The sequence below is a fragment of the Micromonospora sp. NPDC047134 genome (assembly GCF_040643455.1).
Classification (GTDB): domain Bacteria; phylum Actinomycetota; class Actinomycetes; order Mycobacteriales; family Micromonosporaceae; genus Micromonospora.
In genome coordinates, this window is sequence record NZ_JBEYUI010000001.1 from 247,326 (window position 1) to 268,085 (window position 20,760).

The following is a 20,760-nucleotide window of genomic DNA, read 5'->3' on the forward strand; positions in this document are numbered from 1 at the left end:
GGTCGGCACGGCGAGGTCAGGCCGGTCGGGTCGGCCAGGGTGGGGCAGGCCGGGGCAGGTCAGCGGTCGGCGCGGATCAGGTCGGCGGCGCGCCAGGCCAGGGCCATCACCGGGGCGTTGAGGTAGCCCGAGACGAGGATCGGCAGTACGGAGGCGTCCACGATCCGCAGACCCTCCACCCCGCGTATCCGCAACCGGGGGTCCACCACGAAGTCGTCGCCCGGCCCCATCGCACAGGTGCCCACGGCGTGGTACCCGCAGTAGCCCTGGGCCAGCCCAGCCTCGATGATCTCCTCGTCCTGCTGTACGGCCGTTCCGGGCAGGGTCTCGGCCACGATCCGCCCAGCGATCGGCGCGGTGCCGAACAGCTCCCGGACCCGCCGGAAGGCCCCGACGGCGACCCGCCGATCGTGGTCGGCGGTGAAGTAGTTCGCCACGATCGCCGGTGGGGTGCCGGGGTCGGCCGAGGTGATGGCCAGGCTGCCTTCGCTCTCCGGTCGGGTCACCGTGACCTGGGCCATCAGCCCGGCCTCGGCTTCCAGTTCGAGAGCCCGCCCGGGTCGCCGGGGCGCCGCCGAGAAGGGGGCCAGCAGCAGTTGGGCGTCCGGATGTGCCACCTCCGGGGCGGAGCGGAAGTACGCCCCGACGTCGTACACCGGCAGGGCCAGCAGTCCTCGTCGGGTTGACAGGTACCGCAGCATCTCCCGGGCCTGCCCTAGCGGGCTGCGCAGGCGGGCGTTGTAGCCGGCCCGGCCGGTCAGCCGGAACTGGAGGGGGGTGGTGCGGTGCTCCCGCATCCCGATCCCTACCCGCGGGCTGTCCAGCAGCACCGGGACCCCGGCCCGACGCAGGGTGTCGGCCGGGCCGATGCCGGAGACCTGCAACAGTTGCGGGGTGGCCAGCGCCCCGGCGGCGAGGATCACCTCGGCGGTGGCCCGGTGGTCGAGGTCCTGTCCGCCTCGGCGGGTGCGTACCCCGACGGCGCGTCCGTTCTCGACCAGCAGGCGTACCACGATGGTGTCGACCACGACGGTGAGGTTGGGGCGGTTGCGGACCGGATGCAGGAAGGCGTCCGCAGCGTTGCTGCGGCGGCCCTCGCGGATGGTCGCCATCAGGTAGCCGATGCGCTCGTCGTCGGTGGCGTTGAGGTCGTCCACCCGGCGCCAGCCCAGTTTCTCCCCGGCGGCGATGGCCTCCTCGCAGACCTCGTCGGTGCCGGTGGCGGTGGAAAGACGCAACGGTCCCCCGGTGCCGCGTACCTCGGAGGCGCCGAGCGGATTGTCCTCCAGGCGCTTGAAGATCGGCAGCATGGTGTCCCAGCCCCAGCCGGGGTTGCCGAGCCGTTCCAACTCGTCGTAGTCGATCCGGTCGCCCCGGCCGTACACCATGCCGTTGATGGAGCTGGACCCGCCGATCAGCCGGCCGCGCTGCCAGATCTCCTGCTGGCCGGCGCGGACCTGCGCCGGATAGTGCCAGGCGGTGCGCCGGTCGTCCATCAGCCGGCTGAATCCCTTGGGGATGCGCACCCAGGGGCTGCGGTCCCAGCCGCCGGCCTCGATGAGCAGGACCCGGATGTCCGGGTCCTCGGTCAGTCGGTTGGCCAGTACGCAACCGGCAGCGCCGGCACCGACCACGATGTAGTCGAACTCCGCCATGCTGCCCCCCGGTCGCGGCCTGTCGTAGCGCACCCACCGTAGTGCGTTGATCACCGATTGGGGAAGGTGCTTCATGTCGGAGAAATCCGACGCAGGGGTGAAACCCGCCGCCCGAGGTGGGCGTCATCAGGATGAATCGACCGAGGACCGGCCGCCGACGGGGCTGCTGGCGACAGCGGTCGGGACCACCGGGAGGCAACCGTGGTGCTGGGTAGGTGGCTCGCTGGGGCGAGTCTGGTGGCGCTGACCGGCGTCACCGCGATGATGTACGGGGCGACCTCGCCGGCCGGGGAGGCGACGGCGTCGGCGGTAGAGCCGGCGGCTGAGGCGGGGACGGCGGCTGAGGTGGTGGCGGTGGCGCAACCGCCGGCCGCGAAGCCCAAGCCGAAGCCGAAGCCGACCGCGAGCCCCGATCCGGTGCTGTCCGGCGAGCGTCGGGTCACGATCGTACGGGTGGGGGCCTTCGAGTCCGGTCTGTCCCTGCTCGACGGTGGTCGACTGGCCGAGGTGGACGGCGCCGAGGGACGGCAGGTGTTCGTGCCGACTCCGCTGGGGGCGGGGGAGTACCTGATCAAGGCGTACTACGGTGGCGGCACCGGCAAGCCGGTCTGCTGGCAGTCGCACAATCCGCAGAACACCCAGCCGCTGTATGTGCGGGGTGCCACCTGCCGGGCGGGTGACCCGGCGCAGCGGTTCGTCATCGCCCCCGCCGAGGGGGGAGGCCCCCGCGAGTACGTGATCAGCAACCGGTGGGCGTACCTGCGTGATTCGGCCCGCTCCGGGCTGATCCTGGAGGAGTTGGGCGACGCCGCGCCGTTCAGCAGCTTCCGATTCAACGACACCGGACCGGCCCCGCGCAAATGACCCCCGCGGCGACCCGGCCACCCACCTCGGGCCGGGTCGCCACCGGCGTGGCCAGGCAGTTGTCTCATTCAACCCGGTCAGGTGGGAGACTTGTATCGATGCGTGACGCGGCGGAGTTCGATGCCTTCTACGCCGGCTCCGTGCAGCGGGTGCTGGGTCAGCTGTACGCGATGATCGGCAACCGGGCCGAGGCCGAGGACGCGGTGGCCGAGGCGTACGCCCGGGCTTGGGACCGGTGGGTCTCGGTGCGCGAGTGCGACAGCCCGGAGGCCTGGGTACGCCGGGTGGCCTACCGGGTGGCGGTCAGCTCGTGGCGCAAGACCGTGAACCGGCTGCGGGCCCACCGGCGGGACGCCACCGGGCAGCAGGTGGCGGCCACCTCGGTCGATCATGTCGCCGTGGTGACGGCCCTGCGGCGGATCCCCACCGAGCAGCGTCGGGTGGTGGTGCTGCACCATCTGGTCGGTCTCAGTGTCACCGAGATCGCGACGGAGGTGGGCAGCAACGAGAACACCGTCAAGACCCGGCTGGCCCGGGGCCGTCGGGCGTTGGCCGCCCACCTGACCGAGGAGAGCAGTTCCCAGATGGACGGAGGGCGGCAGCCGTGAGCTTCGACAACCAGCTCGACGACGCCCTGCGGGCGTTGGCGCGCGACGGGGGGCAGGAGGGCCGGATTCGGGCCGCCACCGACATCCGGCGACGCGGCGACATCAGGCGTCGCCGCCGCCGTACCGCCTCGGTGGCGCTGGCCGCCACCGCCGTCGTCGCGCTCGGTGCGGGTGTCGCCCTGGCCCGCCTCGGCGGGCCCACCCAGCCGACCCCGATCGGTCCGGCGAACCCCTCCACCGTCACCGAACCCTCCGCCGACCCCAGCGTCGTGCCGTCCAGCCCGTCCTCCTCGCCCACGGCTTCGCCCGGAACGCCCAGCAGCTCACCCGCCGCGCCCAGCAGTTCTGCCGCCGCGCCGAGCAGTTCGGCCGCGGTGCCGCCGAACACCGATCGGCTGCTGTCCGGCACCCGCCAGGTGGCCATCGTGCGTACCGACGCCTTCGAGTCGGCGGTGTCCATGCTCGACGACGGTCGACTGGCCGAGGTCGACGGCGTAGAGGGCCGGCGGCTGTTCGTGATCACGCCGCAGGGCCCCGAGAGCTACCAGATCCGCACCGCCGCCGACCCGGACACCGACCTGACCGACATCTGCTGGGAGGTCCGCTCCGCAGGCAGCCAGCCACTACGCGTCGAAGGCGTCCCCTGCGACCAGGACGAACCCCGACAGCGTTTCTCACTCGACCCCGCTGCCGGAGGCACGTACCTGATCAGCAGCAACTCCGCCTACCTGCAGAACTCCCCGACCCGAGGCCTGATCCTCGAGGAGGCCGGCGACGCCCCGGTGACCACCCGCTTCCGCCTGGTAGACAACGGCCCCGCCCCGAACTGACACCCGACCCCACCCCGCCCCACCCCACCCCACCCGCGCTCCCCGTCGATCATGGAGTTTTGGTCGCCGGAATACGGCATATCGACTATTCGTCCCGACCGAAACTGCATGATCGACGGGGAGGAGGGGTGGGGGAGAGGGCGTCTGGGTTGGGCGGGCTCCAGTGGGTCTGCTTGATCGTGGTGAGCACGTCGCGGGCGGCGGCGGCCACGGCACAGTCCGGGACGCGGCACAGCGGGCAGCGGCCGTCCGGGCCGGGCTGGTGATCCCGCACGGTCCAACGGGCGGTCAGGGTGAGCCGGTTGAGGATCTGGGCCAGGGTCAGGAAAGGGGCGGTCATCCTCGGGTCACCCCCAGGGTGGCGGCCAGCGCGAGAATCGTGGTCGGGGCGTCGGGGTGACGGAGGGTGTCGGCGAGCACCTGCCGGGCGGCGGGCCGGTGGCGTACCTCGGCTGGCGCGATCCGGTCGGCCTCCAGCAACACCCGACCGGCGCCGACCGGGTCGGCATCCTGAAGGTACGCGCGGGCGACGTCGATCAGGTGAGCGGCGCGATGCTCGGGCGGCAACCACCGCCAGCCCGCACGTTCCACCGCCTCCTCGTGCCGGGCGATGGCCTCGTCGGTCGTACCCGACTCGACTGCGACCGTGACCCCGGCGAGAGCCACCGCCGTCGGTCCGAAGCCGGTGTGCTGGTGGTCGTGCCCGTCGCCGACCTCGGCGGCCAGGTCGGCGGCCTCGTCCAGGCGGGCGGCGGCGGCCGGTTCGTCGCCGTGCCGGGCCGCCGCGAGCGCCGCCTGCACGAGCAACGTCCCACACAACGACAGTCGCGCCGGGTCGGGGTCGCCCTGACCGATCCGGTACGCGGCGGCGAGGGTGGCCCGGCCCGCCTCCCGCGCCCGACCCCCGGCCCGCAACACCTGACCGAGTTGCACGGTGGCCGCCGCCACCAACACCGGATCACCGGCCGCCACGCTCATCGCCCGGTCGGCGGCCAGCCAGCCCAACTCGCTCTCACCCAGCTTGACCAGCAGCGAGGCGGTAAACCGGTACGCCTCCACCAGCGACACCCGACCCTCCTGCGGCTCGCGGGCATACCCCCGCTGCGCGCCGGCCACCAGTCCGGGCAGCAACCCGATCAGCGGCGGGTACCGGGCAAGCTGGTAGCTGGTCCAGGCGTGCGCCACCGAGCCAGCCAGCGCGGCCCCGTCCGGCGGGTTCCGGCCCGCCGTCGGCCGATCAAAAGCGATGTCGTACGCGCACAGCGCCGCCCGGATCGACTCCACGCCCTCGACCCTGGTGGTCACCTCGACGGGCCGACTGTCCTGGCCGAGCAGCATCGCCTGGTCGATGCGCAGCGCGGCGGCGATGTCCCGCAGGGTGGAGACCTTGTCCAGTGTCCGTACGCCCCGCTCGACCTTGTCCACCCAGCTCTTCGACTTGCCGAGCCGATCGGCGAACACCTGCTGCGACATCCTCCGCCGCACCCGCCAGTACGCCACCCGCCGCCCGACCGGCACCTCACTCTCCACGCCGCCACCTTCCGTCGGGTAGTGCCCGAGTCGTCTCCGTGACCGGTATCCGGGCCGCCTCGGCTTGGGCAAGCAGCCGCCGCCTTGCGGCCTCCCGTTCCGCTGTCTGAATCTGCTCTGCTGCGCTCTGTTGGGCGGTGTCACCCCGACCTCTCATGCCTGCCTCCGCTGGCGCCACCGGACCAGTCCGCTGTGACCAGGTCATTACAGAGAGGATTCCATGACGCACCTGCTCCAGACAACTGTCTGGAGCAGGTGTCCAATAAGATCATGGCCCTGGTCTTCTGGGCCGTAGACTGTCCGACGTGGCAAGTCCTACGGCGCGACGGAAGCTGGGCATTGAACTCAAGGGGTTGCGTGAAGCAGCCGGCCTCAACATCGAACAGGCAGCAACTGCCGCTGGCATCTCCGATTCGCATCTGAGCCGCATCGAACGAGGCCGAGTTGGCGTCCGACCTTTGACGCTCAAGGCATTGCTCCAGAGCTACGGCGCCGATGCTGAGGTCACGGAGCGGCTCGCCAGGAGCGCTGCCGACACCACCAGACGTGGAGATCGGGGATGGTGGCAGCCGTACGCTGCCTCGATCTCCGACAAGTACGCCAGCCTGATCGCCTTCGAGAGTGAAGCGATCTCGATCAGGGCCTTCGGCCCGATGATCGTGCCAGGTCTGCTCCAGACCGAGGACTATGCTCGCGCTGTGCTGCAACGCGGACCCGTCCGCCTCAAGGCCGACGAGATCGACACTCGCGTGGAGGTGCGGACCCACCGTCAGGCCATCCTCGACCAGCCCGATTCACCGAACCTCTGGTTCATCCTTGACGAGGGAGTCATCCGCCGCATGGTCGGCGGGCCCGAGGTGATGCGCCGACAATTGCTTCACCTGGTGGACGTCGCCACCCGGTCCAATGCCGACCTTCAGGTGGTCCCGTACTCGTCCGGTGCCCATGCTGGCACGCTCGGGCCGCTCGTGATCCTCGGCTTTGCCGAGGGCGAGGATGTCGTGTACTGCGAAACGTACGCGGGAGACCTCTACCCGGAGGCGGTAGCATCGTACGGCGACGTGTTCAACCGGTTGGCGCAGGATGCGTTGTCGGCTGACCGCTCGATCGAGATGCTGCGCAGTGCCGCCGAGGGGATGAAGTGAACGGCCTGACGGAAGACTGGAAGAAGTCGACCAGGAGCAACGGCAGCGACAGCTGCGTCGAGGCTCGCTTGGGTGACAGTGGCGTGCAGGTCCGAGACTCCAAGGATCGCAACGGCTCGATCCTTTCGTTCGACCGCGACAGCTACGCCAACTTCCTGACCTGGCTGACGACCCGTCAGTAATACTCGCGTTGGTGTGTTTAAGCCAGCTAACCAGCGGAGACCCATGTGCCCGTTGAGAGAGTGGACTACCGGCGCATAGCGAACGAAATTACGAGCCAGATCAAATCTGGTGAGCGTGCGCCGGGGGAGAAGCTGCCGTCCACCCGTCAGCTTGCTGAGCAGTACGGCGTGCACATCTCCACGATCCACCGTGTCATGTCGCTCCTCAAGGACAGGGAACTGGTCGAGGGGCATCCAGGTAAGGGCGTCTACGTGACTGAGCCCGAGCACAAGTCCGAGTGAAGTGGGTCGAGCTTCCTCGCGATCACCGGGACGGACAGGGGCGCCCAACCCACGCGGAGGCGCGTAAGAAATTGCCCATACCGGCTGGCGGCTACCGCGAGGTCACGGAGGACCTGACCGCCCGCATCAAAGCCGGCGAGTACGGCCCGGGCGATCGCCTGCCGACGTACCGGGAGCTTTCTGATCTGTATCAGGTCAGCGTGACGACCGTGCAGCGAGCGGTGATCATCTTGCAGGATCGTGGCCTGATCGTCGGCCTGCAGGGACGCGGACTGTGGGTGGCCGAGCGTCGGGAGTGACTGCCCCGCCGGCGGCGACGGCGAACGACTGGGTAGCAGCACTGATTAAGATCACGCTCGATCTGAGATCGAGTGGTGTCGGAGTGCTGAATAGCCACTCGATCTGAGATCGAGCGTGATCTTTGTGCCCGGCAGCCCGATCGCTCCCGGTGTGACAGGGGCCGCACGGCCACTCGCGAGCCATCGGTCGTGCTGGTCCCCCATAACGGTGCCGAACTCTTCAACTCAGCAGGGTGGGGTGCCGCCGGCCCAGGTCTTCGGCCAGTTGATCCGGATGCCGGTGGCGGCGAGGTCGCCGAGGTCGATCCCTGCGAACGGGTTGGCGACGTACCGCACCTGGTCATGTTCGGGCCCAGCCTTGCTGACGGTGACCAGGGCAAGCCGGTAGTGGGGGGCGGCGTTCTTGCCGGTGAAGACCTCGTTGTGGGTGACGAAGAAGTCCTCCGCACCCTCGATGCGGGCCTTGACCTCGATGCGGATCGACGGGCCGCCGTCCGCGGGCAGGGACAGGATATCGTACCCGGGATTGTTGAAGGCCTCTTCCCGGGGATCGCGGCCGAGTGCGCGCTCGGTGGCGAGCACCAACTCGATTCCGCGCCGTTCGACGGCCCTCGTCTCCTTGGCGTGGATGGGAGCGTCGGCGGGGATGTCGGCACCGACGGCCGACAACGGCAGCACCAGAGCGGCCGTCATGATGCGTGGGGGCTTGGTGGCCAAACGGGCCTGCTGGTCGAGCAACGCCAACCGCGACTCCCGGCGAGCCTGGAGTTCCTGTGCCTTACGCAAGAGGCCCTCGGAGCTCTCTGCGGGCTTGATGCCGGCCTGTTCTTTGTCCCGGGCGGCCATCGCCTCGCTGATGAGCCGGTTGGACTCGTGCACAAGCCGCTGATCGACCCGAGCACGGGTGCGCTCGATCTCGGCCAGGCGGCGCGGCGAGACCTCTGCCAGGTAGTCCTTCAACTGGTGGCCGATGATCCAGGTCCGGGCCTTGGCCTCGGCATCATCCAGCCAGGGCAGCCGCTTCGCGGCGGTCACCGCCGGGGTGGGCGGGGCGGCCATGCAGTCCAGGTACGGTGCCGGGCCGGCGGGCCTGACCTGGCCGGTGGCGTCGACATAGGCGTAGCCGAAGCGGCGGGCGATGCACTCCTCGGTGCCGTCGACGACCTCCTCCACCACTCCGACCAGCAAGGTCGGCTCCTCGACCGAGGGGGAGACCAGCACGGTGCCGCGTTCAAGGGTGGGCCGTAGTCGACTGATGATCAGCTCCGCCACGGCGTCGTGCAGGGGATGCCCGGGGGCCAGCAGGTCCGCGCGGGGTCGGTCCGCCACGCTGATGTGGTCGAGTTCGAAGGTGACCCGCTCGTAACGACTGGCCACCGGGCCATGCTTGGTCACCGCGCGGATGGCTGGGGGGACGTGGCCGATCTCGTAGCGGCCACGTTCACGTCGGGCCAACCGGCCACCGAGGCGCTGGAAAGCGAACCGGAAAGCCCACTCGATGTAGTGCGGTTGCAGTCGACGCGCCCGCGCCTCCTCCATGAGGCGTTGCATCTGGGTCAGGTCGGCGTCGGACATCGCATCGCGGGTCAGCGCCCGCTCCTCGAGGAGCTCTTTGAGGCCGTTGGCGACCGAGGCGTCAATGACCTTCTCCATCTTGGCCCGGGTCTCCGGGAGGTCGCCGTACCGGATGGCTTCGATGAGCAGGTCCCGCAGCGGGGTCTCGTCGAAGGCCGAACCCAGAACGTCGAAGACCTTGCCACCGTACGCCTTGCGCTGCTCTTCGACCTTCTGCAGCAGCCGGGCGAAGACCTCGCCCTCGCGGGTGTTCGCGGCGACGAGGTTCCACAGTCGGCACACCTCGGTCTGGCCGATTCGGTGGATTCGCCCGAAGCGTTGTTCGATGCGGTTCGGGTTCCATGGCAGGTCGTAGTTGACCATGAGGTGTGCGGCTTGGAGATTGAGACCTTCACCGGCCGCGTCGGTGGCCAGCAGGATCTGACAGGCCGGGTTCTTGGTGAACTCCTCGGTGATGGCCCGCCGGTCCACGCGTCGGACCCCACCATGGATAGCCTGCACCGCCTCCGGCTTACCGAACAGGGATCGGATCTTGCGGGCCAGATAGTTGAGTGTGTCCCGGTGCTCGGTGAAGATGATCAGCTTTCGGGGATTCTCGGCGCCGGGATGGATGAGGTCGTTGTCTTCGAGGATCCTGCGTAGCTCGACCCACTTGCGATCAGTGTCGAGGTTGCGGACCCAGCGGGCGGAGTCGATGAGCTTGTCGAGGTCGGTCAGTTCCGCGTTGAGTTCCTCGATGGTGCGGGCCGCGGTGGCCGCGTCGAGCAACTCCTCCTCGATCTGCTCGACCTCTTCGGCGCTGCGCTCATCGCTGTCCCAGTCCCGTGGGTCGATCAGGACCGGCCCTGCTCCCGCGACACGGCCGTGGATCAGCTCGTCGCGGTGGCGCTTGAGTCGTCCGGCGCGTCGGACCAGCGACTGATGGATCGCCTCAGGGCTGGAAGCCAGTCGGCGTTGAAGCACGGTGAGCGCGAAGCCCACGGTGTTGCGGCGTTTGTCGTCCAGCCGGGCGGCCCGGTTCATTCCCTCGCGTACGTACTCGGTGACCCGCTCGTAGAGGTCCCGTTCGTCCGCAGTGAGCTCGTAGGGCACGGTCTGGGCGATGCGCTCGGGGAAGAGTGGCCTGCCCTCGAAGGTGAGCAGATCCTCCTTGACCATGCGCCGCATCAGACCGCTGGTGTCAGGGTTGTGGACCCCCGCCTTGAACCTGCCCTCGAAACCGTCGCGCTCCAGCAGGGTGAGGAAGAGCTGGAAATCCTCCTCCTTCCCGGCGTGTGGGGTGGCTGTCATCAGCAGCAGGTGACGGGTGCGGTCGCGTAGCTTCTCCCCCAACTGGAAGCGCCGGGTCTTGGTCAGCTTGCCGCCGAAGTAGTGCGCGCCCATCCGGTGCGCCTCGTCGACCACGACCAGATCGAAGTCGGCCTCGTCAAGGTGGCTCGCCAGACTCTCGTTGCGGGCCAACTGGTCCATTCGAGCGATGAGCAGCGGGTGCTGCTCGAACAGGTTCGATCCGAGTGCGGCGTCGACCATCGTCATGGTCAGGATGTCGAAGCGTAGGCCGAACTTGAAGAACAGTTCGTCCTGCCACTGGTCGACGAGTCCGCCGGGGGCCACGATCAGACAGCGCTGCACATCGTCCCGGAGCAGCAGTTCCTTGATGTAGAGGCCGGCCATGATGGTCTTACCGGCACCGGGGTCGTCGGCCAGCAGGAAGCGCAGCGGCGTCCGGTCGAGCATGTCGCCATAGACAGCCCGGATCTGGTGGGGGAGGGGCTGCACGTCGCTGGTCGCCACCGCCAGCATCGGATCGAACAGACCGGCCAGGGAGATCCGCTGCGCCTCGGCGACCAGCCGGAACTCCTCGGCGCTGGCATCGAATGGTCGACTGCCCGCGTCAGACGGACTCAGCTGGGCCTCGTCGGCCCGGAAGATCACCTGCTGACGGAGAGCCCCGTCAAGGGTCTTGTAGGTCAGCTCCACGGCATCACGCCCATGCCACTGCACCGCGAGCACCGACACGGTCTCACCGGGCACCACCCCGGTCAACCGGACACCTGACGAAAGCTCCTCGAGCCGCACCCGCCACCTCCCCAACGACAGCTCGCGAGAGCCTACCGGTGATCATCGGCCCGACTGGCCGGCGCAACCTCGACATAGGCCACGCCACCAGCCGTTATGGCGCTGGCGTCGGCTTTGTGACAGCCACCGCCGAGGGCTGGAGGGTGCACTACGATACCGTCCTCAATCCCTCGATCATCAGGTGCGCATGAACAAGACCGAGCGTGAAGAGATGCGCCGCCTCACGGCGGACTTCGATCAGTGGAGTCACCTCGCTGGGGACGCCCAAGGTTGGCACCGGGCTGTCCGGGACAGCGCCAGCGGTGCAGAAGAGACTCTGCGCGCACGCGGCGTCGTGGTCACCCGGTCCGGGCAGCCCGCGTGGCAGGTGCTTGCACTCTCCGACAGCGACCGGAATCTCGTCCACCGACTGTGGGAGCGGGCCATGCTGCCCGCGACGACGAACGCCGATCGCGCCCTGCTGCGCTTGCTCACCGACGACATACCCCGCGCCGTCGCCGATGTCGTACCCCTGCTCGGTGTGCGGCGCTTCTTCACCGGGGCCGCAAGGCGGCAGTCAGCGGTCACTGCGGGTGAATTCCTGCGGAGCAGGCACGCGGAGATCATCGGGATCGGTGGACCGGAGCGCCTGGCCCAGCTTGGCGTCTACACCGCCCCCCTCGACCCGGCCCGGGCCAGGATTGACGACCTGCTCCACCCGGCTCTCCGCTTCGACCTCGTCACCGGACTGACCGGTCCGCAACCGGAACTCATGCCCCGGGCGGTTTTCGAGGGATTGCCGGAGGCGCTGGCCACTGTCGCCAAGGCGATGGCCGGTGAGGAGTCGTACCGCTCGGGGGCGCGCGACGCCGGTGACAAGGTCAGACGTGCCGAGGTCGAACGGCTGTTGCAGGAGATGCCGGTGGAGGCGTTGAAGGCCGCCACCCGCGACCGGCTCCGGCTCGGGCCCCTCGCGGAGGCAGGCATCACCACCGTGCAGGGCGTGCTGCGTGTCGGCACCTCGTTGCAGGCGCTTCCGGGGGTGGGGGAGACCTCGGCTCGACGGATGATCGGCGCTGCCCGTGCGATCTGGCAGACGACATACGACGAGATGCCGGTCCGCATCGACATCAGCCACCGCCGGTCGGAAACCACGAACCTGCTGCGTAGCCTCGCCGTCTGGGACGCGTACCGGCAGACCCGAGGGGCGGCAGCCGACCTCGAACGCGCCGCCGAACTCGCGCCGCTGGCTAAAGTCGTGAACCACGCCACGAGTCACCTGCTCGTGATCCCGACCCGGGGCCTAGCCGCCGCAGGGGTGCGCGAGGGCATCCAGATTGTCATGCGGCGAGCCGAACTGCTCGGCATGTCGACCACATCCGGCCGGCAGAGCATGTCGGCAGACCCGTGGGACGACTTTCTCGCCCGACCCGCCGACTACTTCGCGATGCTCGCCGAGTTGGGTTTCATCACCGACGACGAGGAGGCGGCACACGGCGACCTCCCCGAAGAGATCATTCAGGCCGTCCGTGACCAGGCACTCGACGGTGAACACCTGACCGCGTCGCTGCGTGGCTACCAGAGCTTCGCCGCCCGGTTCGCCCTCGTGCAACGCAAGGTGATCATCGGGGACGAAATGGGCCTCGGTAAGACCGTCGAGGCCATCGCCGTCCTGGCCCATCTGCGTAGCCGGGGAAAGACCCACTTCCTGGTGGTGTGCCCAGCCTCCGTGGTGACCAACTGGATCCGCGAACTCGGCGGCAAGTCGACGTTGCGACCGCACCGGGTCCACGGCCCGGAACGGGATCGCGCGGCCCGCCTCTGGCAGCGGGACGGGGGAGTGGCCGTCACCACGTACGAGACGCTGGCCTGGTGGGAGTCGGAGCTACAGAAGTGCCGCCGGTTGGCCTGTGTCGTGGTGGACGAGGCCCACTACATTAAGAACCCGTACGCCCAGCGAACGATGAGGACGAAGGAGCTCATCGCGCGTGCTGAGCGGGCCATTCTGCTCACGGGTACGCCGCTGGAGAACAAGGTCGACGAGTTCCGCAACCTTGCCTCCTACGTACGTCCCGATCTCACCGTGGACGCGACCGACCTGTCACCCAAGCGCTTCCGGCGGCAGATCGCGCCCGCGTACCTGCGCCGTAACCAGGAAGACGTGCTGACCGAACTCCCGCAACTCATCGAGGTTGAGGAGTGGCTTCCGATGTCCGAGGCGGACCTGTCCCGATATCGGGGGGCCGTCCAACGCGGTAACTTCATGGAGATGCGTCAGGCGGCCATGCTTGAGGGACCAAAGTCCACGAAGCTGCAACGCCTCATCGAGATCGTCCGCGAAGCGGAGGACAACGAGCGGCGAGTCATCGTGTTCTCCCACTTCAGGGAGGTGCTCGACCTGGTCGCCCGGTCTGTTCCCGGGCCGGTGTTCGGGCCACTCACCGGGTCGGTCCCGCCGAGCCACCGCCAGCAGATGGTGGACCGGTTCTCGGCTGCCCGACACGGCGCCGTCCTGGTGGCCCAGATCGTCGCCGGGGGCGTGGGACTCAACATTCAGTCCGCGTCCGTCGTCGTCATCTGCGAGCCTCAACTCAAGCCGACGACCGAGGCGCAGGCTATCGCGCGCGCCCATCGGATGGGGCAGGTGCAGTCGGTGCAGGTTCACCGACTGCTCTCCGACGAGGGCGTCGACCAACGCATCACCGAACTGTTGGCGGACAAGCGCCGCATATTCGACGACTTCGCCAGGGTCAGTGACATGGCCGATTCAAGCCCGGAGGCAGTGGACCTCACCGAGGCGGAACTCGTCCGAGAGGTGCTGGCAGCCGAGCGTCGACGCCTGTTCGAACGCGCTTCCCCCCGCACCGGCACCCAGGACAGTACGCCGGCACCGTCCTGAACATGGCGCTTCCCGCGCGTGCTGGAAGCGCGTGACGGTGTAGACCTCCTGCTGACGACCATGCCCGATCCGTTCTCGCTCTCAGCTCGACAGGGCCGGCACACCACCTGGCTCGGCGACCACCGTGGGGCGTTCCCGTAGGGCAGGCGAGTGGCGTTGTCGACGTCTGAGATGCTTCGGGGCGTGACAACCGGCCGACCCCGAGCACACCGGCGACGCCGTCGGCGTCTGCCCTGGCTGCTGCTGGTCGTCGGCTTGGTGGGGGTGCTCGGCGCGGTCGCGTACGTCGTGGTGCCGCAGGTGTTGCCGCCGGGGCCGCGACCCTTGTTCCAGATGCCGGTGGGGTGCGGGGAGACCTGGCAGGTGGGCACCTATCCCGGTCACGGCGACAACGACGTGGACTTCTTCCCCCTCACCGGTGACCCGTGGGGGCAGCCGGTGCTCGCCTCGTACGAGGGCACGGTCACCGTGGCCGGCATCAACGGGTCCCTCGGTGGGCGTACGCCGGAGAATCCGGAAGGTCCGAGCGGTCGGGGCGGCGGCTACTGGGTGAAGATCGACCACGGCGGGCGGTGGGAGACCCAGTATCTGCATCTGCTGGAACCGCCGATGGTGCAGGTCGGGCAGCGGGTCGCCCAGGGGCAGCAGATCGGGCGGATCGGCAGCACCGGCAACTCCGGGGCCCCGCACCTGCACTATGAGCAGCGGGCGGGTTGGCGGAAGGTGGAGACCTGGTTCGACGGTCGACCGTCCGGAATCACCCATGACGATGCCGAGTACACCGTGCGTCTGACCAGCAACAACTGCCCCGCTGCCGGTAATTGACGCCGGTCGTGCCCTGCCGGATGACCGGTTTGCGGCTAGGTTGGGATCAAGCAGTGGCCGCAGGACCCTGGGGGAGGACCATGTCCAGCACCAGATTCAGGTTGGCCGGCGCGACACTCGCCTTGCTGCTCACCGCCACGGTGGGTTGTAGCGCGGGTGAGGGCGTCGATGTCGACGGCGGGAACGCAGCCGGCGCGGGGGGTGTCCTGAACGCCGCCATCGGTGGTGAGCCGGACCAGCTCGACCCGCACAAGACCTCGGCCTACTACAGCTTCCAGGTGCTGGAGAACGTCTTCGACACCCTGGTCGAGCCGGACGCCAACCTTGCGATGCAGCCCTCGCTGGCCACGGAGTGGACCACCAGTGACGACCAGCTGACCTGGACCTTCACCCTCCGCGAGGGGGTCAAGTTCTCCGACGGTGCGCCGTTGACCGCCGAGGACGTCGTCTACTCGTACAACCGGATCATCAACGAGAAGCTGAACACGGCGTACAAGTTCGGCACGGTCAAGTCGGTGACCGCCTCGAACCCGACCACGGTGGTCATCACCCTGACCGCCCCCACCCCGAACCTGCTGGCCAACCTGGGCGGCTTCAAGGGGGTGGCGATCGTGCAGAAGGCCAACGTGGAGTCCGGGGAGATCACCACCAAGCCGATCGGCAGCGGACCCTTCGCGCTCAGTGGCTACACCTCCGGCGACAACATCCAACTGGTCCGCAACGACAACTACTGGGGTGAGCGGCCCAAGCTCGACGGGGTGCGCTTCACCTTCGTCAGCGACCCCACGGTGGCCTTGCAGAACCTGCGCGGCAACGAGGTGCACTGGACGGACAACCTGCCACCCCAGCAGGTGCCCGCGCTGCGTGACGGCGATGAGCCGAAGGTCGAGTCGGTGCCGTCGACGGACTACTGGTACCTGGCCCTCAACCAGGGACGCAAGCCGTACGACGACGTGAACGTGCGGCGGGCGATCGCCTTCGCCCTGGACCGGGAGGCCATCACCAAGGCCGCCAAGTTCGGGTTGGCGACGGTGAACCAGACCGCCATTCCGCAGAACAGCGCCTTCTACTACGAGTACGCCCCGTACTCGCACGATGTGAACCAGGCCCGGCAACTGCTAGACCAGGCCGGGGTCAGTGACCTGACCATGGACCTGATGGTGACCAGCGAGTACCCGGAGACGGTCACCGCGGCCCAGGTCATCGCCTCCCAGCTGGAAGGGATCGGGGTCACCGTCAAGATCCGTACCCTGGACTTCGCGCAGTGGCTGGACGAGCAGGGCAACGGCAACTTCGACTCGTTCATGCTCGGCTGGCTGGGCAACATCGACCCGGACGAGTTCTACTACGCCCAGCACCACAGCGGCGGGACCTTCAACTTCCACAAGTACCGCAACCCCGCCGTCGACCAGATGCTGGACCGGGCCCGCACGGAGACCGACCAGGGCGCCCGCAAGCAGCAGTACGAGCAGGTGGCCAAGCAGATCGTCGACGACGCCAGCTACATCTACCTCTACAACCCGGACGTGGCGCAGGGCTGGTCGAAACAGGTCACCGGCTATCAGGTACGCACCGACCGGGCGATCCGGTTCCGCGACGTGGCGCTGACCAGGTGATCGGGCAGGGGACTGCAGGTGGCCCGCTTCGTGCTCCGTCGACTGCTCCAGTCCTGCGTGGTGCTGCTCGGGGTCACCCTGGTGGTGTTCCTGCTGCTGCAACTGGTGCCGGGTGACCCCGTCCGGGTGGCGCTGGGCACCCGGTTCGACCCGCAGACCTACGAGGCGCTGCGGGCGCGGGCCGGGCTGGACCAGCCCCTGGTGGTGCAGTATTTCGACTACCTGCGGCGGGCCCTGACCGGCGACCTGGGGGTCAGCTTCCGCAGCGGCCAGCCGGTCACCTCCATCGTGCTTGCGCGGCTGCCGGCGACCCTGTCGCTGGCGCTGACCGCGGTGCTGTTCGCCCTGGTGATCGCCGTGCCGCTGGGCATCGTCTCGGCGATGCGCAGCGGGTCGGTCGTCGACCACGCGGCCCGGGTGTTCAGCCAGTTCGGGGTCTCCGTGCCGGACTTCTGGATGGGCATCATGGGCATCCTGCTCTTCGCCGGGGTGCTCGGCTGGTTGCCGCCGTCGGGCTACGTGGCGTTGACCGAGGATCCGGCCCGGTGGGCCTCGCATGTGGCCCTGCCGGCGGCGACCGTGGGGCTGGTGACGGCCTCGATCCTTACCCGGTTCATCCGCTCCTCGATGCTGGAGGTGCTGTCGGAGGACTACGTCCGCACCGCGCAGGCCAAGGGGCTGCGTACCCGGGTGGTGGTGCTGCGGCATGTGCTGCGCAACGCCCTGATCCCGGTGGTCACCGTGGTGGCGGTGCAGTTGGCCAGTCTGCTCGGCGGGGTGATCGTGATCGAGGTGCTGTTCGCCTGGCCGGGCATCGGTCGGCTCACCTACGACGCGGTCCAGGCCCGGGACTATCCCGTACTCCAGGGGGCGGTGCTGCTGGTAGCGGCGCTGTTCCTGCTGGTCAACCTGCTGGTGGACATCCTCTACGCCCGCCTGGACCCGAGGATCACGGTCAAATGAGCGCCCCTACCGTGCACCGGAGCGAGGGTCAGTTGCGGCGGGCCCTGTCGGCGCTGCGCCGCGACCCCCTGGCCCTGACCGGTACGGCGGTCCTGGTGGTGCTGATCGTGGTGGGGGTGGCCGGGCCCTGGCTGGCCCCGACCGGCATCAACGAGGTGGATGTCGACCGGATGCTTGAGCCGCCCAGCCGGGCGCATCCGTTCGGCACGGACGAACTCGGCCGCGATGTGCTCAGCCGGGTCATGGTCGCCGCCCGGGTGTCCCTTCAGGTCGGTGCGGTAAGTGTCGGCATCGCCCTGGTCGCCGGGGTCACCCTGGGCCTGTTCGCCGGCTACTACCGGGGCTGGCTGGACAACCTGCTGATGCGCTGCATGGACGTGCTGTTCGCCTTCCCGGTGCTGCTGCTGGCGGTGGCCATCGTGGCGGTGCTCGGGCCGGGCCTGCTCACCGCGATGATCGCCATCGGGGTGGTCTACACCCCGATCTTCGCCCGGGTCACCCGGGCCGGGGTGCTGGCCGTGCGGGAGCAGGTCTTCGTCCGGGCGGCGGTCTCCATCGGCGCCTCCGACCTGCGGATCATGCGCCGGCATGTGTTGCCGAACATCGCCGCGCCGCTGATCGTGCAGACCTCCCTGTCGCTGGCCTTCGCGATCCTGTCCGAGGCGGCCCTGTCCTTCCTCGGCCTGGGGGTGCAGCCACCGGCGCCCGCCTGGGGTCGGATGCTGTTCGACGGCCGGGGTTTCGTCACGGACGCCTGGTGGCTGGGGGTGTTCCCCGGTGCCGCCATCTTCTGCACCGTGCTGGCGTTCAACCTGGTCGGTGACGCTCTGCGCGATGTGCTCGACCCCCGGCAGCTCACCGTCAACGAGGCCCGCAGGAGCACCGGATGAGCGACGCCGTACTGGCCGTGTCGGACCTGACCGTCACCATCGGCACCCGACGCGGCCCGGCCCGGGCGGTGGCCGGGGTCGACTGGTTGGTCGAGGCGGGGCAGACCCTGGCGTTGGTGGGGGAGTCCGGCAGCGGCAAGAGCATGAGCGTGCTGGCCGCCACCGGCCTGGCACCGCGCGCGGCGAAGGTGACCGGAGAGGTACGGCTGCTCGGCACGGACTTCACCGCGCTGTCGGCGGATCGGCGGCGGCGGATGCGGGGGCGGCATGTCGGGTTCGTCTTCCAGGATCCGATGACCTCGCTCAATCCGGTGCTGACCGTGGGCCGGCAGGTCACCGAGGCCGCCGAGGAGCATCTGGGGCTGACCCGACGGGCCGCCCGCACCCGCGCCGTGGAACTGCTCGACCTGGTCGGCATCCCCTCGGCCGCCCAGCGGGTGGACGCCTACCCGCACCAGTTCTCCGGCGGGATGCGCCAGCGGGTGGGGATCGCGATGGCGCTGGCCTGCGAGCCCGATCTGCTGATCGCCGACGAACACACGACCGCTCTGGACGTCACCACCCAGGCCCAGATCGTCGAGCTGGTCGCCGACCTGCAACAGCGGTTGGGCACCGCGGTCGTCTGGATCACCCACGACCTGGGGGTGGTCGCCGGCATAGCGGACACGGTGGCGGTGATGTACGCCGGGCGGATCGTCGAACAGGGGCCGGTGGACGCGGTGTTCGGGACTCCGGGGCACCCGTACACCTCCGCTCTGCTCGCCGCCCGGCCCGACCCGGACGCCGGTGGTGGTGACCTGGTCACCATCGCGGGGGCCCCGCCCAGCCCGCTGGCCCTGCCGGCCGGCTGCGCCTTCTGGCCCCGGTGCCCGGTGCGCGGCGACGCCCGCTGTGAGCGGGAGTTGCCGCCGCTGGTGTCGATCTCCTCGGCTCACCGGGTCCGCACCTTCTACCCGCAGCGACCCGAGGGGGAGGGCTGATGAAACGCCCTGAGGTGCAGGTGCCGACGCAGCGTGGACCGGCCGAGGTGGTCGCCGAACTGGAGGACCTGCGGGTGTGGTTTCCGACCTCGGCCGGGGTGGTCCGGGCGGTGGACGGGGTGTCCTTGCAGGTACGCCGGGGCGAGACGGTGGGGCTGGTGGGGGAGTCCGGCAGCGGGAAGTCGACCACCGGGCTGGCGCTGCTGCGGTTGGTCGATCCCAGCACCGGCAGTGTGCGGGTGGCCGGGGAGGATGTGACCGGCTGGTCGCGGCGGCAGTTGCGGGCCCTGCGTCGTCGGGTGGCGATGGTGTTCCAGGACCCGCAGGCCTCGCTGGATCCTCGTCGTACCGTCGGGTCCAGCATCGCCGAGCCGTTGACCGTGCACCGGCTGGTGCAGGGTTCCGCCGCCCGGCGCAACCGGGTCGAGGAACTGCTGGACATGGTGGGGCTGGGTGGTGACCTGGCCGACCGGCATCCGCACGAGCTCTCCGGCGGGCAGCGGCAGCGGGTCGGCATCGCCCGCGCGTTGGCCGGCGAGCCCGATCTGATCGTCCTGGACGAGCCGATCGCCTCCCTGGACCTCAGCGTGCAGGCCCAGGTGATGAACCTGCTGCGGCGCCTGCAACGGGAGTTGGGGCTGACCTACCTGTTCATCGCCCACGACCTGGCCGCCGTGGAGCACATGAGCGATCGGATGGCGGTGATGTATCTGGGTCGGATCGTGGAGAGCGGTACCCCGGCCCAGATCTGGCGGGAACCGGCCCACCCGTACACCGCGGCCCTGCTGTCGGCGATTCCGGTGGCCGATCCGCAGGTCGAGCGGCAGCGGCGGCGGGTCATCCTCAGCGGGGACATCCCCAGCCCGGTGAACCCGCCGGGCGGCTGCCGGTTCCGGACCCGCTGCCCCCAGGCCCGACCGGACTGCGCCGAGACCGATCCGCCGTTCGTCGAGGTCGCCGCCGGGCACCGGGCGGCCTGCCTGTACGCGGGGGAGGCCGTGCGGGAGATGCAGGTGTCCTGACCCGCCCCGACGGCGACCTGCTCTTGACGAGCGGGACACCCTTGTCCAGTATTCCTACATGTCTGATGGAGTATATGGGATAACGGGGGTTCCGGCGTGTACGTGTCGGCACGATCGGACTACGCCGTGCGGGCCATGCTGGCGATGGCGCATCGGCATCCGGATTTGGTGACCGCGGCCGTGCTGGCGGCCGGCCAGGACATCCCGTACTCCTTCCTCCAGGGCATTCTGCTGGATCTGCGGCGGGCCGGCCTGCTGCACAGCGCGCGTGGCTCGGACGGGGGCTACGCCCTGACCCGGCCGCCTGCGGAGATCACCGTGGGTGATGTGTTGCGGGCCACCGGCGGGCCGTTGACCACTGTGCGGGGTGCGCCGGCCGAGGTGGCGACGTATCACGGGGTGGCGGCCGGGTTGGGTCAGGTGTGGCTGTCGGTGCACCGGGCCATCGAGGGGGTGGTCGACCGGGCCACCCTCGCCGACCTGCTGGCCCCGGTCGAGGGTGCGGCGGGCGACCGGCGCGGTGTCGGGTGACCGACT

Annotated in this window: 19 protein-coding genes; 15 read left to right on the plus strand and 4 right to left on the minus strand. The window is 69.3% G+C overall.

What is annotated here, in order from left to right:
* Positions 1–59: 59 nt before the first annotated feature.
* Positions 60–1,655: a GMC family oxidoreductase N-terminal domain-containing protein gene (locus ABZ795_RS00990; RefSeq protein ID WP_357527783.1), complete on the minus strand. Its 1,596-nt coding sequence runs from the start codon at positions 1,653–1,655 to the stop codon at positions 60–62.
* Positions 1,656–1,856: 201 nt separating this feature from the next.
* On the opposite strand from ABZ795_RS00990, the gene ABZ795_RS00995 reads away from it, so the two are divergent.
* The 3 genes from ABZ795_RS00995 (at position 1,857) to ABZ795_RS01005 (ending at position 3,957) form a co-directional block, all read left to right on the plus strand.
* Positions 1,857–2,519 (plus strand): hypothetical protein, encoded by a 663-nt coding sequence (locus ABZ795_RS00995; RefSeq protein WP_357527785.1) that lies wholly within the window; start codon positions 1,857–1,859, stop codon positions 2,517–2,519.
* Between the two features lie 98 nt (positions 2,520–2,617).
* Positions 2,618–3,127, plus strand: a complete 510-nt coding sequence (locus tag ABZ795_RS01000; RefSeq protein WP_357527787.1) for a sigma-70 family RNA polymerase sigma factor — start codon at positions 2,618–2,620, stop codon at positions 3,125–3,127.
* Entirely contained in the window at positions 3,124–3,957 is an 834-nt protein-coding gene (locus ABZ795_RS01005; protein ID WP_357527789.1) for a hypothetical protein, read from the plus strand. The genes ABZ795_RS01000 and ABZ795_RS01005 overlap by 4 nt, the downstream gene beginning before the upstream one ends.
* An 85-nt stretch (positions 3,958–4,042) precedes the next feature.
* Here ABZ795_RS01005 and ABZ795_RS01010 read toward each other — a convergent pair whose 3' ends face one another.
* Both ABZ795_RS01010 and ABZ795_RS01015 read right to left on the minus strand, forming a co-directional pair.
* The gene (locus ABZ795_RS01010; RefSeq protein WP_357527791.1) at positions 4,043–4,297 is read right to left on the minus strand and encodes a hypothetical protein; all 255 of its coding nucleotides are present in this window, start codon (positions 4,295–4,297) and stop codon (positions 4,043–4,045) included.
* Complete coding sequence (locus ABZ795_RS01015; protein ID WP_357527793.1) at positions 4,294–5,487, minus strand: helix-turn-helix domain-containing protein; 1,194 nt, start codon at positions 5,485–5,487, stop codon at positions 4,294–4,296. Before ABZ795_RS01015 ends, ABZ795_RS01010 begins: the two co-directional genes overlap by 4 nt.
* Positions 5,488–5,792: 305 nt before the next feature.
* Here ABZ795_RS01015 and ABZ795_RS01020 point away from each other — a divergent pair, with 305 nt between their 5' ends.
* From ABZ795_RS01020 to ABZ795_RS01035, 4 genes are all read left to right on the plus strand, one after another.
* Complete coding sequence (locus ABZ795_RS01020; protein WP_357527795.1) at positions 5,793–6,632, plus strand: helix-turn-helix transcriptional regulator; 840 nt, start codon at positions 5,793–5,795, stop codon at positions 6,630–6,632.
* Complete coding sequence (locus tag ABZ795_RS01025; protein WP_357527797.1) at positions 6,629–6,814, plus strand: DUF397 domain-containing protein; 186 nt, start codon at positions 6,629–6,631, stop codon at positions 6,812–6,814. Before ABZ795_RS01020 ends, ABZ795_RS01025 begins: the two co-directional genes overlap by 4 nt.
* Positions 6,815–6,859: 45 nt before the next feature.
* Entirely contained in the window at positions 6,860–7,096 is a 237-nt protein-coding gene (locus ABZ795_RS01030) for a winged helix-turn-helix domain-containing protein (protein WP_357527798.1), read from the plus strand.
* Positions 7,097–7,167: 71 nt separating this feature from the next.
* Positions 7,168–7,395: a winged helix-turn-helix domain-containing protein gene (locus tag ABZ795_RS01035; RefSeq protein ID WP_357528300.1), complete on the plus strand. Its 228-nt coding sequence runs from the start codon at positions 7,168–7,170 to the stop codon at positions 7,393–7,395.
* Positions 7,396–7,620: 225 nt separating this feature from the next.
* On the opposite strand, the gene ABZ795_RS01040 is transcribed toward ABZ795_RS01035, so the two are convergent.
* The gene (locus ABZ795_RS01040; RefSeq protein ID WP_357527800.1) at positions 7,621–11,049 is read right to left on the minus strand and encodes a helicase-related protein; all 3,429 of its coding nucleotides are present in this window, start codon (positions 11,047–11,049) and stop codon (positions 7,621–7,623) included.
* Between the two features lie 187 nt (positions 11,050–11,236).
* Here ABZ795_RS01040 and ABZ795_RS01045 point away from each other — a divergent pair, with 187 nt between their 5' ends.
* The 8 genes from ABZ795_RS01045 (at position 11,237) to ABZ795_RS01080 (ending at position 20,754) form a co-directional block, all read left to right on the plus strand.
* Positions 11,237–13,927 (plus strand): DEAD/DEAH box helicase, encoded by a 2,691-nt coding sequence (locus ABZ795_RS01045; RefSeq protein WP_357527802.1) that lies wholly within the window; start codon positions 11,237–11,239, stop codon positions 13,925–13,927.
* A gap of 183 nt (positions 13,928–14,110) precedes the next feature.
* Positions 14,111–14,752 carry a M23 family metallopeptidase gene (locus tag ABZ795_RS01050; protein WP_357527804.1) on the plus strand — a complete coding sequence of 214 codons (642 nt, stop codon included), beginning with the start codon at positions 14,111–14,113 and terminating at the stop codon, positions 14,750–14,752.
* Between the two features lie 80 nt (positions 14,753–14,832).
* Positions 14,833–16,368, plus strand: coding sequence for an ABC transporter substrate-binding protein (locus ABZ795_RS01055; RefSeq protein WP_357527806.1), 1,536 nt, complete (start codon positions 14,833–14,835; stop codon positions 16,366–16,368).
* 18 nt (positions 16,369–16,386) lie between these two features.
* Positions 16,387–17,331: an ABC transporter permease gene (locus ABZ795_RS01060; RefSeq protein WP_357527808.1), complete on the plus strand. Its 945-nt coding sequence runs from the start codon at positions 16,387–16,389 to the stop codon at positions 17,329–17,331.
* A complete protein-coding gene (locus ABZ795_RS01065; RefSeq protein ID WP_357527810.1) occupies positions 17,328–18,221 on the plus strand; it encodes an ABC transporter permease in 894 nt (297 codons plus the stop codon). Before ABZ795_RS01060 ends, ABZ795_RS01065 begins: the two co-directional genes overlap by 4 nt.
* On the plus strand, positions 18,218–19,201 hold the full coding sequence (locus tag ABZ795_RS01070; RefSeq protein WP_357527812.1) for an ABC transporter ATP-binding protein: 984 nt from the start codon (positions 18,218–18,220) through the stop codon (positions 19,199–19,201). Before ABZ795_RS01065 ends, ABZ795_RS01070 begins: the two co-directional genes overlap by 4 nt.
* On the plus strand, positions 19,201–20,223 hold the full coding sequence (locus ABZ795_RS01075) for an ABC transporter ATP-binding protein (protein ID WP_357527814.1): 1,023 nt from the start codon (positions 19,201–19,203) through the stop codon (positions 20,221–20,223). Before ABZ795_RS01070 ends, ABZ795_RS01075 begins: the two co-directional genes overlap by 1 nt.
* A gap of 96 nt (positions 20,224–20,319) precedes the next feature.
* A complete protein-coding gene (locus ABZ795_RS01080) occupies positions 20,320–20,754 on the plus strand; it encodes an Rrf2 family transcriptional regulator (RefSeq protein WP_357527816.1) in 435 nt (144 codons plus the stop codon).
* Positions 20,755–20,760 lie beyond the last annotated feature (6 nt).

Bases quoted from the DNA above. Each gene is read 5' to 3' on its own strand.
- ABZ795_RS01055 (WP_357527806.1), top strand. From the start codon at position 14,833: ATGTCCAGCACCAGATTCAGGTTGGCCGGCGCGACACTCGCCTTGCTG.
- ABZ795_RS01000 (WP_357527787.1), top strand. From the start codon at position 2,618: ATGCGTGACGCGGCGGAGTTCGATGCCTTCTACGCCGGCTCCGTGCAG.
- ABZ795_RS01065 (WP_357527810.1), top strand. From the start codon at position 17,328: ATGAGCGCCCCTACCGTGCACCGGAGCGAGGGTCAGTTGCGGCGGGCC.
- ABZ795_RS01010 (WP_357527791.1), bottom strand. From the start codon at position 4,297: ATGACCGCCCCTTTCCTGACCCTGGCCCAGATCCTCAACCGGCTCACC.
- ABZ795_RS01070 (WP_357527812.1), top strand. From the start codon at position 18,218: ATGAGCGACGCCGTACTGGCCGTGTCGGACCTGACCGTCACCATCGGC.
- ABZ795_RS00990 (WP_357527783.1), bottom strand. From the start codon at position 1,655: ATGGCGGAGTTCGACTACATCGTGGTCGGTGCCGGCGCTGCCGGTTGC.
- ABZ795_RS01045 (WP_357527802.1), top strand. From the start codon at position 11,237: ATGAACAAGACCGAGCGTGAAGAGATGCGCCGCCTCACGGCGGACTTC.
- ABZ795_RS01075 (WP_357527814.1), top strand. From the start codon at position 19,201: ATGAAACGCCCTGAGGTGCAGGTGCCGACGCAGCGTGGACCGGCCGAG.